Here is a 15962-nt window from a genome sequence, read left to right on the forward strand (position 1 = left end):
TCGACCACGATGACCACCGACGCCAAGTTCTGGGACGACATCGCCGAGAAGTACGCCGCCAAGCCGGTGGAGAACGTCACCGCCTTCGAGCGCAAGAAGGCCATCACCCGCGAGCGCCTGCGCCCGGGCGCGACGGTCCTCGAGATCGGCTGCGGCACCGGCTCGCTCGCCCTGGAGATGTCGCCGTTCGCCGGCCACATCCACGCGATGGACGTCTCGGGCGAGATGATCCGCATCGCCAACCAGAAGAAGCAGGCCCAAGGCGCGACCAACGTCACCTTTCGCCAGGGCACGCTGGACGGACCTACCCCGTACGAGCCCGAGCACTTCGACAGCGCCTGGGCTTACTCCATCCTCCACCTCGTCCCCGATCGGCGGCGCACCCTCAAGACGATCTTCGACCTCCTCAAGCCCGGCGGCTCGTTCATCTCGTCCAACGTCTGCCTCGGCGACACCTGGGTACCTTACGGCGCGATCATCACGGTGCTGCGCTGGTTCGGGAAGGCGCCGGTCGCCCACACCTACGATCGCGAGGCGATCCTCCGCGAGATGCGCGAGGCAGGGTTCGTCGAGATCGAGGAGCGGGAGGTCGGTGGCGGGAAGATGGTTGCGTTCCTCGTGGCGAAAAAGCCGGGATGACGCGCAGCTCGCTGCGACCGACCCTCATGCGACCAGCCAACCCTGGCTCCGATCCGAGATCGGATGCTCCCCGCGGCACTCGGCCCCGGGGGACGGGGATGCGCGAGCAACAATAGCGGCAAAATCCGAGTCAGAACCGCGGCCGGAGTCGGCGCGATCCCGTGCCAGCATAGTTCGTCAAGCTCTCCGTAAAGCACCGATGAGCTTGGGGGACAGTCTCGCACAATCCACGTCACTTCAGGACGATTTCGCGACGCCTCGTTGCTCGTCGAATTCTTGCTCCGGCCAGCTTTTCACTCGGCAGGTCTGGTAGCACACTACATTCATTCGTTGGTGGCGATCGCCTCCGGGCGAAGCACGGCGAGCAGGTGGCAGGGCGGCAGGGGCGTACGTGCTCGCGACAGCTCGCCCCCTCGACGCGTGGAAGCCCATGAAGGCGCCTCGAGCCTGCGGACCGGCCGAGGCGCTCGCATCCACGTTGACCCGTGTCCGCTCCTGGAGAACATCGATGTTCAACCTCACCCATCATCGCCTCTCGCTGCTCGCCCTGCTCGGCGTGCTGACCGCGCCAGCGCTCGCCTGCGAAGCCCCGCGCGAGGGCGGTGTCGCAGGGGACCTCGCCCAGGCCGAGCTCGACGTCGAGGACGATGTCGGCGCGCTGGCCTCGGCCGAGGTCGCCGTGGCGGACTATTTCATCGCGACCCGTCCTGACTACCGCAGATGCGCCGCGCCGATGTGCGGCGGCCATTTCGTCGCCCGCGTCAACACGAGCGTGACCCGCTGCGCCGATGGAACTTGGCAAGAAGAATGCCACATGTTCGAGCTGGATCTGTCCGGGCTCGGGCTCGATCGCTCGACCGAGGCCAAAGCCAGAGAGGCGTTCGGTGCCGGGCAGGCGCTGGTCCGCGGCGGCCTGAAGCAGGTCCAGCTCGGCGACCTGCGGTCGCGGCCGGCTGACGTCCTCGTCGCCAGCGAAATCTGGCTCGGGGCGACGGGCAATGCGCCGAAGGGCCACTTTTCTCGGGTCGACAGCGCCGGGATCGTGTGCGTGACGTATCCCTGCCCCTCCTTCTCCGAGCATAGCCTGAACACCAACCTGAGCGGTCCACTCGACGGCATCGATCTGTCCGCGTCCGGGGCCACGGTAAAGCAGGTCGAAGGCGGCATGACGGCGCTCTCCACGCCCGGTCTGCTGGTCGCCGGTCAACACACGGTCATCACCGGCCCGGCCGGCTCGATGAACCGCCTCGACGCGGCGGAGTTCTACCTGCGCCTGAAGTGACGCCGGCTGGGCGGCTCGTGCTTCTTGCGCGCCGCGTTCACGACAAACCAGATCATGGCCAACGCCGCGAAGGCGATGACGCCCGTGGCAAGCGCTTTTGCTCCGGTGATGAGCTTGCGGAGCCGAGTCCGACCGGTTCGTTCCATGTTGAACGAGAGCCTCCGCTCGTCGGGCTCGACATCACCTGGGGCAACCTCGTCATGCGCAGCACACGCTAAGTCCGGGATCGCTTACGCGACCCAGAACGGGCTCGCCCGCACGGCCGGGAGCTGAACGAGCGCAACGACTTATCCATGGCTCGAAGGGGCCGTGTTCGCTCGGCAGCCTGCGAGCGAGGTGCTTCACCGACCGCCAGGGCAGCGTGACATGTCACGTGACATGTCACGATCGCGGCGTGACATGTCACGTGGAGGCCCTGGAGGCGGCAGCGCCGGCCCGAGGGGGCGGCGCTGCGCGCGGGCGCGCTCCAGCCACGTGACGGCAGCGGGCAGCAGCCTGCGACGGGCCACGCGACCGCGCCGACGAGCATTGTAGCGCGGGATGGCGAGAGATCGGCGCGCCTCTCCACGTGAATCGGCTGGTACGCCTTCTGCATTCACGCACGCGCACGCGCACGCGCACGCGCACGCGCACATGGGGGCCTGCCGTCTCTAGGCGCCGGTGGTTCAAGAGGAGATCAGCGATGCATTTTCAATCACCATTTCAACGATGGCTATTCATCTTATCGACATGGTTGCTCGGTGGGGCGCTGCTGGCCGGCGGCGCCGGCTGCGGCCCCGAAGCGCCCGCAGGCGTCAAGCTGCGGCAGCAGTTCCCCGACCAGGCAGCGCAGGTCCTCGAGGCCAGCGAGGCGTTCGTCGCGGTCAACGGCGGTTTCTCGCTCGCTTCGCTCGGCGATCCGAGCCGCGAGCTCGACATCGAGGCAGCGTTGCTGCGCCGCGGCGGGCTGCACGCCGCTCTGCCGGCCCGCGGCGAGGGCGAGATCCGGTTTCATCTGCCCGGCGGGTTCGAGGCGCGCGTGCGCGAGCTCGACGCCGAGGGCGAGGGCGAGCTCACCGAGCGCGCGGTGGCGTATCCGCGCAAGGGCGGCACGTCGTTCTGGTCGGCGATCGACGCGGGCTACGAGGAGTGGCTGCTGCTCGACGCGGGCGTGGCGCGCGCGGATGCGCCCGCGGCGGTGTGGCAGGTCGAGGGCGCGACGCTCCGGCAGCAGCGGGACGCGGTCGAGGTGGTCGACGAGGCCGGCGCGGCGCGGCTGCGCGTGACGGCGCCGGCGGCGTACGCGCGCGGCGGGCGGCCGATCGCCGTGCGCCTCGCGGTGCGCGGGGCGACGATCGAGCTGTGGGCCGACGCGGGTGGAGAGCCGGCGCTGGTCGACCCGGTCTGGACGTGGGCGCCCGCGATGAGCACGGCGCGCAGCGGGCATACCGCGACGGTGCTCTCGAGCGGCGACGTGCTCATCGTGGGCGGCTACAACGGCGCTGTGGTTGCGAGCGCGGAGCTCTATGACCGGGACACGAATAGCTGGTCGCCGGCCGGGTCGCTGACCACCGCCCGCCGCTACCACACGGCGACGCGGCTGAGCAACGGCTGGGTGCTCATCGCGGGCGGCAGCAACGCCTCCAACGTGTCCCTCGCGAGCGCGGAGCTCTATGACCCGAACACGAACAGCTGGTCATCGGCCGGGAGCCTGACCGTGGCGCGCTCCGGGCACACCGCGACGTCGGTCGAGGGCGGCAAGGTGCTCGTGACCGGCGGCCAGAGCGACAGCTCCACCTACTTGGCGAGCACCGAGCTCTACACTCCCGGGTCCAACAGCTGGTCGCCCGCCGAGCCCATGACCACGAGCCGCAGCGGGCACACGGCGACGCGGCTCCTCGACGGCAAGGTGCTCGTCGCGGGCGGGCGCAATGGCGCCTACCTGACGAGCGCGGCGCTCTACGACCCGAGCAACGACACATGGTCGTCGGCGGGATGGATGGGCGTTGCCCGCAACAAGCACACGGCGACGCTGCTTCCGGACGGCAGGGTGCTGATGGTGGGCGGCGCCGACTCGAACTCTCACGAGCTCTCGAGCGCCGAGATCTACACCCCGGGGACGCCGCCCACCTGGACCCCGGCCGCGTCGATGGCCACCCCCCGCATGTCCCACACGGCGACTCGATTCCTGAGCGGCAAGGTGCTCGTCACGGGCGGAACCACCGCGAGTAGCACGGAGACCGACAGCGCGCAGATGTACGACCCGGCGACCAACACCTGGATCGCCATCAAGCCAATGGGCAGCAAGCGCACCCAGCACACCGCGACGCTGCTGGGCTTCAGCAAGGTGCTCATCACGGGCGGCTTCAGGCACGACGGCCTCACGACCGGGTACCTGGCGAGCGCCGAGCTCTACGACCTCGACGCCGAGACATGGAAGTTCGTCGCGCCGATGGCCATGGCCCACCCCGCCGGTGCCGCGGTGCGGCTCCAGGACGGCAGGGTGCTCGTGACGGGCGGATACGACGACGATGGCGACGAGGACCCCGAGAATACTGCCGAGCTGTACAACCCGACGACCAACACCTGGACGTCCGCGCCCGACATGCCAGTGGACCGAACATGGCACACGATGACGCTGCTCGGGAACGGCAAGGTGCTGGTCGTGGGGGGCTTTGAGAGCGTCTCTGCGCTGGAGAGCGCCGCGCTCTACACGCCCGCCACCAACACGTGGTCGTCGATGGGACCCACGGGCTTCGATTTCGCCCGGACCTCCCATACCGCGACGTTGCTTCAGACCGGCAAGGTGCTGGTCGCCGGGGGAGATCCCAATAGTGTCAACGGTCAGGCGCCCACCGCGCTCTTCAACCCGTCGACCAACATCTGGTCGACGGCCGGGCCCATGGTCGTTCCCCGCTCGTCTCACACCGCGACGCTGCTCCAGAACGGCAAGGTGCTGGTCACCGGAGGCCGGCGCAATAGCAACGATAGCTATACCAAGACCACCGAAATCTACGATCCGACGACCGACACGTGGGCGGCTGCGAGCGACATGATTGCCGCTCGCGGAGAACATAGCGCCACGCTGCTCGCCAGCGGTGACGTGCTGGTCGTCGGAGGGCGCGATGCCTCGAGTTATCTGTCGACCACCGAGATATATCATCCGGCGTCGAACGCCTGGTCAGCCGGTCCTGCGATCATCGCCCGCTCCATGCACGACGCGACGCGGCTCAACGACGGCAGGGTGATCATCGCGGGGGGGCGAAACGGCGCCGGCATGCTCCGGAGCACCCAGGTCTACAGCCCGGTATCGAACACGTGGACCACGACGGGGCCGATGGACCAGCCCTATACGTTGCGCGGCATGATGCTCCTGCTCGCGGACGGCAGGGTGATCAACGTGGGCAATTACGACGGGAGCGTCGAGATCTACACCCCCTGACGCCCGCGGGGCCATCGCGTCCGCTTCGCCCGGATCGCGACGGTTCGCCACGGCAAATTCGTCCTTGGGCAACGCTGTAGTGGCTAGTCTCTACGCACGTCCCGCCCGCCCAGGCACACGCCCACGTAATCGGCGACCATCCTCTCCAGCGAGAACCGCTCCCGCGCGCGCTCCCACCCCGCCGCCCCCATGCGCGCCCGCCGCGCCGGATCGGCGCCCAGCTCCACGAGCGCCGCGGCGAGCGCCTCGGCGTCGCCCGGCGGCACCAGCCGGCCCGTCACGCCGTCGTCCACCTGCTCGGCCATGCCGCCGACCGCCGTGGCCACCACCGGCAGCCCCTCGGCCATCGCCTCCAGCGACGCGTTCGGGCACCCGGCGGGCTCGGCGATCAGCGCGAACACGTCGAGCTCGCGCAGGAACGCGCGCGTGTCGGCGAGCTCGCCGACCCACTCGACCGACAGCCCCACCGCCATCCGCCGCAGCTCCTCGGCGTGCGCCTCGGCGCCGCGCTCCACGCCGCCTGCGATGCGCAGCACGTGCGGCGGCAAGCGCGGCGCCGCGAGGCGCAGCGCGGCGAGGAGCTCGTCGAGCTTCTTGTGCGGGTGGATGCGCGCCGCCGTCCCGATCGCGAGCCGCCCGTGCCCGCCGCCGGACGCGCGCTGCTCGGGCGCCGGCGCGCGCAGCGCCGCAGACGGGCGCGGGCCGAGCGCCACGCCGTTCGGCACCACGTGCGCCGGCGCCCCGAGCACCTCGGCGGCGAGCGCCGCCTCGGCTCCGTACTTGACGATCACCCCCGCAAGACGAGCTCCATAGTCGCGCGGCGCGCGGTACGGCAGCCCGCGGCGCGGCGACGCGAAATACCGGCGCAGCGAGGCGAAGTACATCTCGCCCGGGCTGACGTCGAAGAGCGGGACGTCGAGCAGCCCGTCGGCCAGGAGCACCTTGTGCTCGGCGATCACGTTCCACATCAGCACGGCCTCCGGCGGGTCCTCCTCCATCGCGCGCAGCAGGCGCTCCACCGCCTCGGCCGGCTCGATGTCGGCCGGCGGCGGCACCGCCAGCACCGGAATGCCCGCGGCCGCGAGCGCGCGGCGCCCCGGCGTCGGGTACTCCGGCTGCTCCTCGATCACGGCGGCCCGGCCGCGCACGCCGGCCGCCGCGAGGCCGAGCAGCAGCCGGCGCGCGCTGGACTGGGCCCCGCCCATCGAGAAGTTGTTCGTGACGAGGAGCAGCCCGTCGCCCCGGTGCACACCGCGGTTCCGCGCGATCGCCCGCGGGTAGAGCCGCGCATACCCCTCGGCCATCCGCGCGAGGCTGAAGTGCCGCGCCACGACCTCCCGGCCGCTCGACGGCCCTACGCCGGCGCGCGCCTCCGCCACGGCCTCCCGGCCGCTCGTCGACCCGCCGCGCGCGTCGCCCGCGGCGCCGGTGCGCGCCGCCGCCACGATCGCCCCGGCGAACCGCTCGGGCGCGGCGTCGAGCGGCAGGTGGACCATCGCCGGCGTCTCGGCCGCGATCTCCGCGGTGCCGCCGGCGCCGGTCGCGACGACCGGGAGGCCCGCCGCGAGCGCCTCCAGGTGCGCGAGGCTCAGCCCCTCGTGGGCGCTCGGCGACACGAGGACGTCGGCCGCCGCGAGCAGCCCGGCGACGTCGCCGACCGCCCCGGCGAAGCGCACCTCGGCGCGCAGGCCGAGCCGGTCGACCTCGCGCCGGATCTCCGCTTCCGCGGCCAGCGCCTGCTCGCTGCCCGGCGATGCGCTCCCGGCGACGACGAGCCGAGCCGCCCGCGGGTCGCCGGCCGCCGCCAGCGCGGCCCGCGTGGCCGCGAGGATTCCAGGCAGCAGGTGCAGCCGCTTCTGCGGCCGCGGGTTCGCCACGGCGAGCAGCACGAGGTCGTCCGGCGCGATCTCGAGGCGCCTCCGCCACGCCGCGGCCTCCGCCGACCGGGATCGGCGCACCGCCTCCCCCGACCCGGGCGCGTCCGCCGCCTCGGCCCGGCGAGCCGCCTCGGCAGGCGCGAGGTCGATGCCGTTCCAGACCGTGCGCGCCGGGATCGGCAGCGCGCGCTCCGCGAGCTCCGCCTCGACCGCGCGCGCGCACGCAACGAGCAGCGCCGCGTCGTCCGGAGCGAGGCGATCGAGCCCCGCCGGCCAGCCTGCGGCCACGTTGTGCACCGTGACGAGCGGGCGGTACCCGCGCGCGGACAGCCGCGCGAGGTCCTCGGCGTCGAACAGGTGCGCGTGCGCGAGATCCGCGCCCCACGCGGCGAGCCCACGGGCGAGCGCGTCGAAGCGCGCCTCCCGGTCTCCGCGCGCATCGGACAGATCGAGCGCCTCCGGCGGCGCGGCGAACGTGGCGCGGGTCGGCCGGTACACCGCGCAGACGAGCGAGCGCACGCCGCGCCGCGGCAGCTCCCTCGCGAGGTCGATCGCGATCCGCTCGGCGCCCCCCTGCTGCAGGCTGGTCACCACCTGCGCGACCCGCAGCGCCGCGCCGTCGCACACGTCGAGCGGCGCGTGCCGCACCACGCGCGCCCGCCGCGCCCCGAGCTCGCCCTGGAGCGCGGCGTCGAGCGGCTCGCCCGCGCCGAGCCGCGCCGCGACGCCCGCGGCGAGCGCCCCGTCGAGGTACACGCTCGCCGCGCGGGGCAGCCCCGGAGCGCGGCGGGCGCGCGCGGCGCGGCTCAGCTCGCCGCCCGTGGCGCGCAGCAGCTCGGTCCACGCCGTGGCGTCCGGCTCGGGCACGGAGGGCGCGGCGAGGTCGATCGGCGCAAGGACGGCGCCGAGCGCGCAGAGCGGCAGCCCGGTGTCGCTCGGCGGCGGGAACGGGTCCGGCTCGATCGCCGCGGAGGGCGCAGGCCAGGCGCCCCCGCGCACGAGCCACACCGGCCCCGCCGCGAGCGCCTCCGCCGCGGCCGCGAGCGGCGCCGCCGTGAGATCGACCGGCGCGAGCCCGGCGAGCCGGAGCGCGCGCAGCGTGCGGCCGGCGCGGGCGCGGTGCGCGGGCGCTTCGGCGAAGACGGCGCAGAGCGGGCGGCGCATGCGGGAGCTGCGGAACATGCGAACCATGTGAGATCGAGCGGCGCGGCTCAGTAGGCCGACGGATAGCCGCGGAACGGCGCGGCAGCGGCCACGTCCGGCGCGCTCGAGATCCGGTCCCGCGCCCTGTGCCCCGCGGCGGCCGCGCGCGGCGCGGCGGACGGCGCCGCGGCCCACCCGGCCGCGCGCGGAGCGGCCCACGCGGCCGCGCCGATCTGCTCCACCTCCACGGCGGATGGGACGCCGCCCGTGTAGACGAACTGCCCGCGCGGGCCCGGCTCGATCGGGACCGACGCGCGCCGCATCGCGCCCTTCACGAGGCAGCGGTAGTGGAGCATCGACCCGTGCAGGTGCGGGGGCGCGTGCAGCCAGAAGCCGTCGCCCTGCGGCCGGAACGTCACGCCGGGTGGCGCCCCGGCCATGGGCCTGCGGCCGACCGCGCGGCGCACGAGCAGGCCGATGAGGCCGATGACGGCGCTGGCCAGGACGACGCCGCCGCCGATGAACCCCACCGTCGCCGCGGTCGACCAGGAGCTCGAGCGCGGCGCCTGCGCGGTCGCCGCCGGCGGCGGGGTCGGCCCAGGCGCCGTGGCAGGGGCGCTCGCCGAGAGCGCGGCGACCACGCGGAAGCCGTTGTCCGCGTTGCGGCTGCCAGGGTCGTTGCGGTACCGCGCCGCGGCGCGCAGGTGCTTCGCGTCCTTGAGCCACGATCCGCCGCGCAGCACGCGCCGGGGCTTGTCGCCGGCCGGGGGCGCCGTCTGCTCGGGGTCGACCGCCGGGCCGGGCGCATAGGGGCCGTACCAGTCGCGACACCACTCGTAGACATTGCCGCTCATGTCGTGCAGGCCGAAGGCGTTCGGCTGCTTCTGCCCGACAGGCCTCGTCCCGCTCCCCGCGTTGCCCTTGAACCACCCGATGGCGGCCGCGGCGCTGTCGTTGTCCCCCGCATAGAACCGCGTCTGGGTCCCCGCGCGGTCGGCGTACTCCCATTGCGCCTCGGTCGGCAGGTCGAAGGCGCGGCCGGTCTTCTGCGTCAGCCAGCGGGTGAACTCGCCCGCGTCCTTGAAGGTCACGAGCGTCACCGGGTGCACGTCGGTCTGCGGGAAGCCGGGAGTCCTCCAGGTGAACTCCTTGCGCTGCGAGAGGCCCTTGCCGTCGAACCCGAACCCGCCGGAGACGCCGACCTCGGCTTCCGTGCGGTAGCCGGTCTCCGCGGCGAAGCGCGCGAACTGCCCGACCGTGACCGGAAACTTCCCCAGGTAGAAGTCGCGGCCGAGGGTCACGTCCCGGACCGCCTCGTCGTCGCCGCGCCCGGCCTCCGCGGGCGGCGAGCCCTGGCGGAAGCGCCCCGCCTTCACCAGCACGAGCTCCAGCTGCACCCCCCCGAGGTCGATCGCGAGGGCGGGCGCCGGATCCGCGGCCCGCGCCGAGGCCGGGGCGAGGAGGGCGACGGCCGCTCCGAGGACGAGCGCAGGAAGGACGCGGCAGGCAGTGACGCGAGGCTGCACGGGCCCACGCTACCAGAGAGCGCGGCCAAGGTGCGCTCACAGCGACCCGAGCGGCGCAGGCGCCCGAGCGGCGGTGAGCGCCCGGATCGCCCTCGCCCCGCCGGAAGAGCGGCGCGCCGGCGCGCGCCCCTACCTCGCTACCTTGCGCCGCGCTCGCGACATCACGCTTATCAAAACGTCTTTACAGTTCTTCACTCAACACATGATCTGACCGGCACCGCCGCGAAAACAGCTACAAAACGGCCCTCCAACGCCGCTCCGGCGGACCCATCGGGGCCGGGATCGAGGCTCGACAGGCGCTCGTCCGTATGGCATCCAGCGATGCTCGACGCCGGACTCAACCGCGGTCGAGCGCGCCCTGGCCACAGCTCACAGCGAAGCGAAAGGATGTACGCACTGTCGGCCGAGGCGTTCGATGTGCCATGTCACGAGGACGAGCGCGGGGCGCGTGGCTCGTCCTCCGGCGCTGAGGACGTCGCATCCTTGCTGCGCGATGGCCGCCTGACGACCGATCGTTCAGCGTGGGAGCTCACAGCGAATGACCCGCAGCGCGCCTTGAACCGCGAGCTGCGAGCGGCTGGACGAGCACAGCCTGTCCTCGCTCTCGCGACAGACTCACGTGTGGGTGGTGGGGGGATTCCCCCATCCTGCCGGCATGAGGGAACCGCCAAGTCGCCACATGCGCCCCTCGCCGCGGCGGATGGCAGCGAGGACAGTGGGGAGTTCGGCACGGCGCCGAGCGTACGTGTCGACATGGTGAGCGGTACGATCATCTACCCCCGCGCGTCCACGTTTGATCTGCGGCGGGGCGCCGACAAGGACATTGCTTTCGGCGGCGGCAATCACTATTGCATCGGGGCGACGCTGGCTCGCCTCGAGGTGCGGTTCGCCATCGACACGCTGCTCGGCCGCTCTCCGAGATGGGGCTCGCGGGACCGGCCGAGCGGGCGCGGCCGCCCTCGATCCTGGAGATGACTTCATTATCCGTCCGCCTCCGCCCTCGATGGGATGAGGCCGGCCGCGGACGTGCCGGCGCGGACCAGCCGGCGTCGATCGATTTCCCCGGGTGCGCGCCCCTCCGCGAGCCCCCGGGAGCCATGTGCGCGCGACACGACCGGCGCGCGCGAGATGCGATACCAACACACGGCAGGGATCAACGCATGCGAACAACGACCTCACTCATTGCTCTCCTCGGCGCAGCCGCGCTCTTCGGCTGTTCTTCCTCGGACTCCGGCCCTCAACCCTCCGAGGACGAGCTGCTGGCGCCGCCGGCCGAGGGCACCGGCGTGCAGTATCGGATGGTCTCCACGCTCGAGCCGGGGCAGGAGATCGAGCGCTGCCAGCTCTTCGTCGCGCCGCCGGAGGGGCTCAACGTCAACCGGGAGATGGTGCGGTACTCCGGCGGGAGCCACCATGTGCTCCTGTACGCGACGCCCTACACGTCGATCCCGACCGAGACGCGCCGGGGCGTCGCCCTGGACGCGAGCCAGGTCCACGACTGCAACGACGGCCCCCAGGCCGACTGGGAAGCCACCGGCGTGGTCGCCGGCTCCCAGTCGCCCGACGGCAACTCGTTCCTGGGCGAGCTCCCGGAGGGCGTGGCGCTCAAGGTCGCGCCGGGCACGGTGCTCCTCATGAACACCCATTACGTGAACGCGTCGCCCGAGGCCATCGAGACCGACGCGCGCATCAACCTCTACACGATCGCGGACGACGAGGTGAAGGTCGAGGCGGGCATGCTCTTCCATTACAACCCCTTCATCAGCGTGCCAGCGCACGGAAAGTCCACGGCGCGCATGCGTTGCGTCACCGAGAACGACATCTCGGTGGTGAGGATCCAGTCGCACATGCACCGCCGCGGCGTCGGCTACGTCGCGCACAAGGTCGATCTCGACGGCACGATGACGGAGCTCTATGCCCACGACAGGTGGGAGGGGGTCCCGTCCGAGGAGTTCACGCCGTTCCTCGAGGTCAAGGCGGGAGAGTCCCTGGACTACCGCTGCGAGTTCAACAACGTCGAGGATCGCAACATCGCGCAGGGCCTGACCAGCCGCGACGAGATGTGCATGCTGATCGGGCCGTACTTCCCGCGCTCCCCGGCCTACGAGAACTGCGACACCGAGGAGGGCATGGTCGCCGCGACGTGGTTCGGCGACGGGAAGACCACGTGCGCCGAGGCGTTCGAGTGCCTCGGCAACGCCCAGGATGACGCCGCGGTCTACGGCTGCGTGGTGAACAGCTGCGAGAGCGTCGGGCCCCAGCTCTCGGCGGCGCTCGCCTGCCAGATGACGGGGGGGAACGGCGCCTGCAACGAGGCGTGCAGCGGCGAGGACGCGGAGGCCTGCAGCACGTGCGTGGGCGAGGCGTGCGCCGCAGAGATGGAGGCCTGCCAGACCGCGACGTGCAACTGACGTCGCGATGACAGGCGCCGCGGGGCGGCCCTGCGCCACCCCGCGGCGATCCTCCCGCTCCCGTGCCGCTCGCTCAGGGAGCCGCGAGGAGCTCGGCCGCGAGCTGGATCCCGAGCTCCTCGGCCTTCGCGTGGTCCTCGACAGGATCCACGACCGCCCGCGGCCCCGCGAACGCGATGTAGGTGACGCCGCTCTCCACCCCGGCGCCCGGCCGCTCGATGCCTACGGCCTGCGCCATCGCGTACGATCCCATCCCGATCGTATCGCACTCCCCGGTATCGCCGAGGATGCCATAGGCGACCGTGTCGCCGCGGATGACCGCCACCACGGCCCCCAGCTCGACACCGGCGTCTTTGTGATTCCACGCCACCGCGTCGCATTCGTCGGGCCAGCTGTTGGGGGCGACGACGAACGGGAGATGGACCGAGTCGAGCGCGTTTCCCTGCGAGTCGGCCAGCGCCGTGTGAGCAGTCGATGAGGGACACTCGGAGGACTCATGGGATAGACCGTCGCAGTCGATCCCCATCCCGGCTTGCCAGAAGTACGCCCCGTTCAGCCCGCAGACAGGGATGCCAGGCTCCGCGTTACCGTCGAACGCGTTCCTGAAGACCCCCAACGAGGCCGGGCGGCACGACGCCGTGAGCGCGAGCAGCTCCGCCGCCGTCGGAGGGCCCGGCGCCTGACCCCCGCCGGCTCCGCCCTCGCCGGCGCCACCCTCGCCGGCGCCGCCGCCGCTGCCCCCGTCGCCTCCCCCGCCTGTGCCGCCCTCGCCAGCGCCTCCCTCGCCGGCGCCAGCGCCTCCCTCGCTTGCGCCGCCCCCGCCTGTGCTGCCGGCGCCGCTCCCGACTGCGCCTCCCTGGCCGACGCCTCCCTGGCCGACGCCTCCCTGACCTGCGCCTCCCCCGCCCTGGCCGGCGCCGAACACGAGATCGCCGACCCCGGAGAGGCTCGTACACGCGCCGCCGCCGGAGAGCGCCAAGGCCGCGAGCGCTCCCCCGATCCACGCCCTCCTCGCGCCTGGCGCCAGCGCTCGCATCAGAACGTCCCCTGGAGCTCGATCCGCCCGAGGCCCACCCCGGCGCTCCAGACCACGCCGCGCGGCGCTCGCGGCGGCGCGCCCGCAGCCGCAGGCGCGCCCGCGGCCTCGGACGCGCTGCCGCCGCCGGGCCGGACCACGAGCAGCACGACCCCCGCCGCGGCCGCCGCCGCGCCCACGGCGAAGCCCACGGTGGACACATGGCCCAGCGTGGCCGCTGCATCCGCGTCGCCTTGCAGCTCGGCCGGGCAGCGCCGGCCCTCGCAGCGCGACCTGATGTCCGAGACCTGCGACAGCGACATGAGGCCGGTCACGGCGCCGACGCCGATGCCCACCGCCCCGAGCCCGAACGCGACGCCGGCGGGGACCAGCGAGCCGCCGCCCTCCGCCCCGGCCGGCGCCGCGGGCTCGGCGCGAGGGGGCGCCTTCACCGCGGCCGCGTCCAGCGCGGCGCGCACGCCCGCGAGCTCGGTCTCGGCGTCCTTCCGCGCCTCGAGGAACGCCGTCGGCGGATCCTCCGGGAGCGGCTCGCCGAGGACCTGCTCGTACAGATCGCGCGCGGCCTCCAGGCGGCCGAGCTTGCGCTGGCACCGCGCCATGTAGAGCACCAGCGTCGGCGCATGAAAGAGGCGATCCGCCTCCTGGAAGACGTCGAACGCCTCCTGCCAGCGGTCCGCGCCGTACAGCTTGAGCCCCTCGTGCGCCTTGGTCCGGGCGGCCTGCTGCGCCTCGGCCGCGGCGCCGTCCGGCGGAGGCGCCCCGAGCGCCGGCACGCCAGCCAGCAACGTCACAACGAACGCACACCGGCGAAGACAGTTCGAGAGCATCATCATCCTTGTCCGTCAGAAGCGGTCAGAAGCGGTCAGAAGCGGTCAGAAGCGGTCAGAAGCGGTCAGAAACCGGAGTAGAAGCCGGAGAGGGCGCCATGGCCGTCGCCTGCTTCACGGCCCCGCGCGCCCGCGCGCGCCGCCTCGCCGCGGCGGCCGACACCTTAAGGGGAAGAGCGCACCACCGTCCAGCGACGACTCGGACGACTCGGATGGCGAGCGCCGTGATCTCCCAGCATCCCCGGCGCGCCCGCCGCCCGCCCGGCGAGGTCACCGCGGCGCCGCGGCGCTGGCCAGGGGCCGCGCGCGCCGCGCCGGTCCATGGCGAACGAGCGAAACGAGCGGACCGCCGACGACGCCGCGTCGAAACGGATTCGATACATGGCGCATGGTACGGCTTCATGCATGACTTGCCCCCTCAAACGCTCGGATGAACTGGCGGCGCGAGCTCGATTGAGGCTCGACAATGTCCTGACGGATGAGCCGTCGCTCGTGGACCTGCTCCGGGTGGTCACCGTCGACGTCCACGAGGCAGCGAGCGTCGAAGAGGCGCTGCATCGCACCATCACGCACATTTGCAATCACCTCGGCTGGCCGGTCGGGCATGCGTACGTGCCGGCCGCGGACGATCCGTCTCTGCTCCTTCCCACGGCGCTCTGGCACCTGAACGATGAAGCAAAGTTCGCGACGTTCAAGGCTGTCACGGAAGCGACACAGTTCACCGCGGGGCTCGGTCTCCCCGGGAGGGTGCTCGCCTCGAAGCAGCCGGCGTGGGTGCGCAACGTCACGATGGACGCCAATTTCCCGCGCGCCAGGCTCGCGAGGAACCTGGGCGTGAAGACGGGGTTCGCGTTCCCCGTGGTGGTCGGCGCGGACGTCGTGGCCGTGCTGGAGTTCTTCTCCGACGCCGAGCACGCGGACGACGGGAAGTTCACGGCGACCATCGGCCGCATCGCGCGGCAGCTCGGCCGCATCTTCGAGCGCAAGCACGGGCAGGAGATGCTGAGCAGGGAGCGGGACTTCATGGCGGCCGTCATGGATCTCGTCGACGGCCTCATCGTGGTGCTCGACGCGCGGGGCCGCATCGTCCGCATGAACAGCGCCGCCGAGCAGGCGCTGGGGAGCGCGCGGGGGCTCCGGGAGGCCCGGTTCCTCTGGGATCTCACGCCCGATCCGCACGCGTCGGCGCAGCTCAAAGGCCTCTTCGAGCAGCTCGGCGCGGGCGGGTCGAAGAAGCAGGTGGAGGTGCCGTGGACGGCTGCAGACGGCGCCCGCCGGGTGACGGCGTGGTCGGGCGCCGTCCTGCGCGGCAGGGACGAGAGGGTCCGGTTCGTCATCATGACCGGCATCGATCTGACGGAGCGCAAGCGCGCCGAGGAGGAGCGCGCGCGGCTGCAGGAGGAGGTGATCAAGGCCCAGGACGCCGCGCTGGCGAAGCTGTCCGTGCCGCTCATCCCCATCCGCGACGACGTGGTGGTCGTGCCGCTCATCGGCCCGCTCGAGGCCGGGCGGGTGCGCCGCATGATCGAGACGCTGTCGCGCGGCATCGCGAACCGCCGCACGCGGATCGCCATCATCGACCTGACCGGCGTGGACGAGATCGATCCGCCGGCGATGGAGGCGCTGCTCGAGGCGGTGCGGGTCGCGGGCCTCCTCGGCGCGCGGGTGGTCCTCACGGGGATCCGCCCCGAGGTCGCCCAGCGCCTCGCCGAGCGCGGCGCGGACATGGGCCGCTGCGCGGTGAAGAGCTCCCTCCAGAGCGGGATCGCGTTCGCGATGGCGAGCCGCTGAGCCGCTGAG

The 15962-nt window shown here is 72.5% G+C and carries 9 protein-coding genes; 5 read left to right on the forward strand and 4 right to left on the reverse strand.

The window, feature by feature from the left end; all coding sequences use genetic code 11:
* Positions 1–9 precede the first annotated feature (9 nt).
* The 3 genes from WMF39_RS36190 (at position 10) to WMF39_RS36200 (ending at position 5342) form a co-directional block, all read left to right on the forward strand.
* Positions 10–639, forward strand: coding sequence for a class I SAM-dependent methyltransferase (locus tag WMF39_RS36190; RefSeq protein WP_437741033.1), 630 nt, complete (start codon positions 10–12; stop codon positions 637–639).
* 508 nt (positions 640–1147) lie between these two features.
* Positions 1148–1921 carry a DUF6748 domain-containing protein gene (locus tag WMF39_RS36195; RefSeq protein WP_437741034.1) on the forward strand — a complete coding sequence of 258 codons (774 nt, stop codon included), beginning with the start codon at positions 1148–1150 and terminating at the stop codon, positions 1919–1921.
* Between the two features lie 682 nt (positions 1922–2603).
* Positions 2604–5342, forward strand: a complete 2739-nt coding sequence (locus tag WMF39_RS36200) for a Kelch repeat-containing protein (protein ID WP_437741035.1) — start codon at positions 2604–2606, stop codon at positions 5340–5342.
* A gap of 83 nt (positions 5343–5425) precedes the next feature.
* Here WMF39_RS36200 and WMF39_RS36205 read toward each other — a convergent pair whose 3' ends face one another.
* Positions 5426–8401, reverse strand: a complete 2976-nt coding sequence (locus WMF39_RS36205) for a glycosyltransferase (RefSeq protein ID WP_437741036.1) — start codon at positions 8399–8401, stop codon at positions 5426–5428.
* Between the two features lie 29 nt (positions 8402–8430).
* Positions 8431–9888, reverse strand: a complete 1458-nt coding sequence (locus tag WMF39_RS36210) for a formylglycine-generating enzyme family protein (RefSeq protein WP_437741037.1) — start codon at positions 9886–9888, stop codon at positions 8431–8433.
* Positions 9889–11048: 1160 nt separating this feature from the next.
* Between WMF39_RS36210 and WMF39_RS36215 the strand changes: the two genes are divergently transcribed.
* Positions 11049–12299 (forward strand): hypothetical protein, encoded by a 1251-nt coding sequence (locus WMF39_RS36215; protein WP_437741038.1) that lies wholly within the window; start codon positions 11049–11051, stop codon positions 12297–12299.
* Positions 12300–12372: 73 nt separating this feature from the next.
* Here the strand turns inward: WMF39_RS36215 and WMF39_RS36220 are convergent, their stop codons facing one another.
* Complete coding sequence (locus tag WMF39_RS36220; protein ID WP_437741039.1) at positions 12373–13335, reverse strand: glycoside hydrolase family 75 protein; 963 nt, start codon at positions 13333–13335, stop codon at positions 12373–12375.
* Positions 13335–14162 carry a tetratricopeptide repeat protein gene (locus tag WMF39_RS36225; protein WP_437741040.1) on the reverse strand — a complete coding sequence of 276 codons (828 nt, stop codon included), beginning with the start codon at positions 14160–14162 and terminating at the stop codon, positions 13335–13337. Before WMF39_RS36225 ends, WMF39_RS36220 begins: the two co-directional genes overlap by 1 nt.
* Positions 14163–14615: 453 nt before the next feature.
* On the opposite strand from WMF39_RS36225, the gene WMF39_RS36230 reads away from it, so the two are divergent.
* Positions 14616–15953 (forward strand): STAS domain-containing protein, encoded by a 1338-nt coding sequence (locus WMF39_RS36230; RefSeq protein WP_437741041.1) that lies wholly within the window; start codon positions 14616–14618, stop codon positions 15951–15953.
* Positions 15954–15962 lie beyond the last annotated feature (9 nt).

This window comes from Sorangium sp. So ce1504 (genome assembly GCF_051521635.1).
In the GTDB taxonomy this organism is placed as follows: Bacteria; Myxococcota_A; Polyangia; order Polyangiales; family Polyangiaceae; genus Sorangium; species Sorangium cellulosum_B.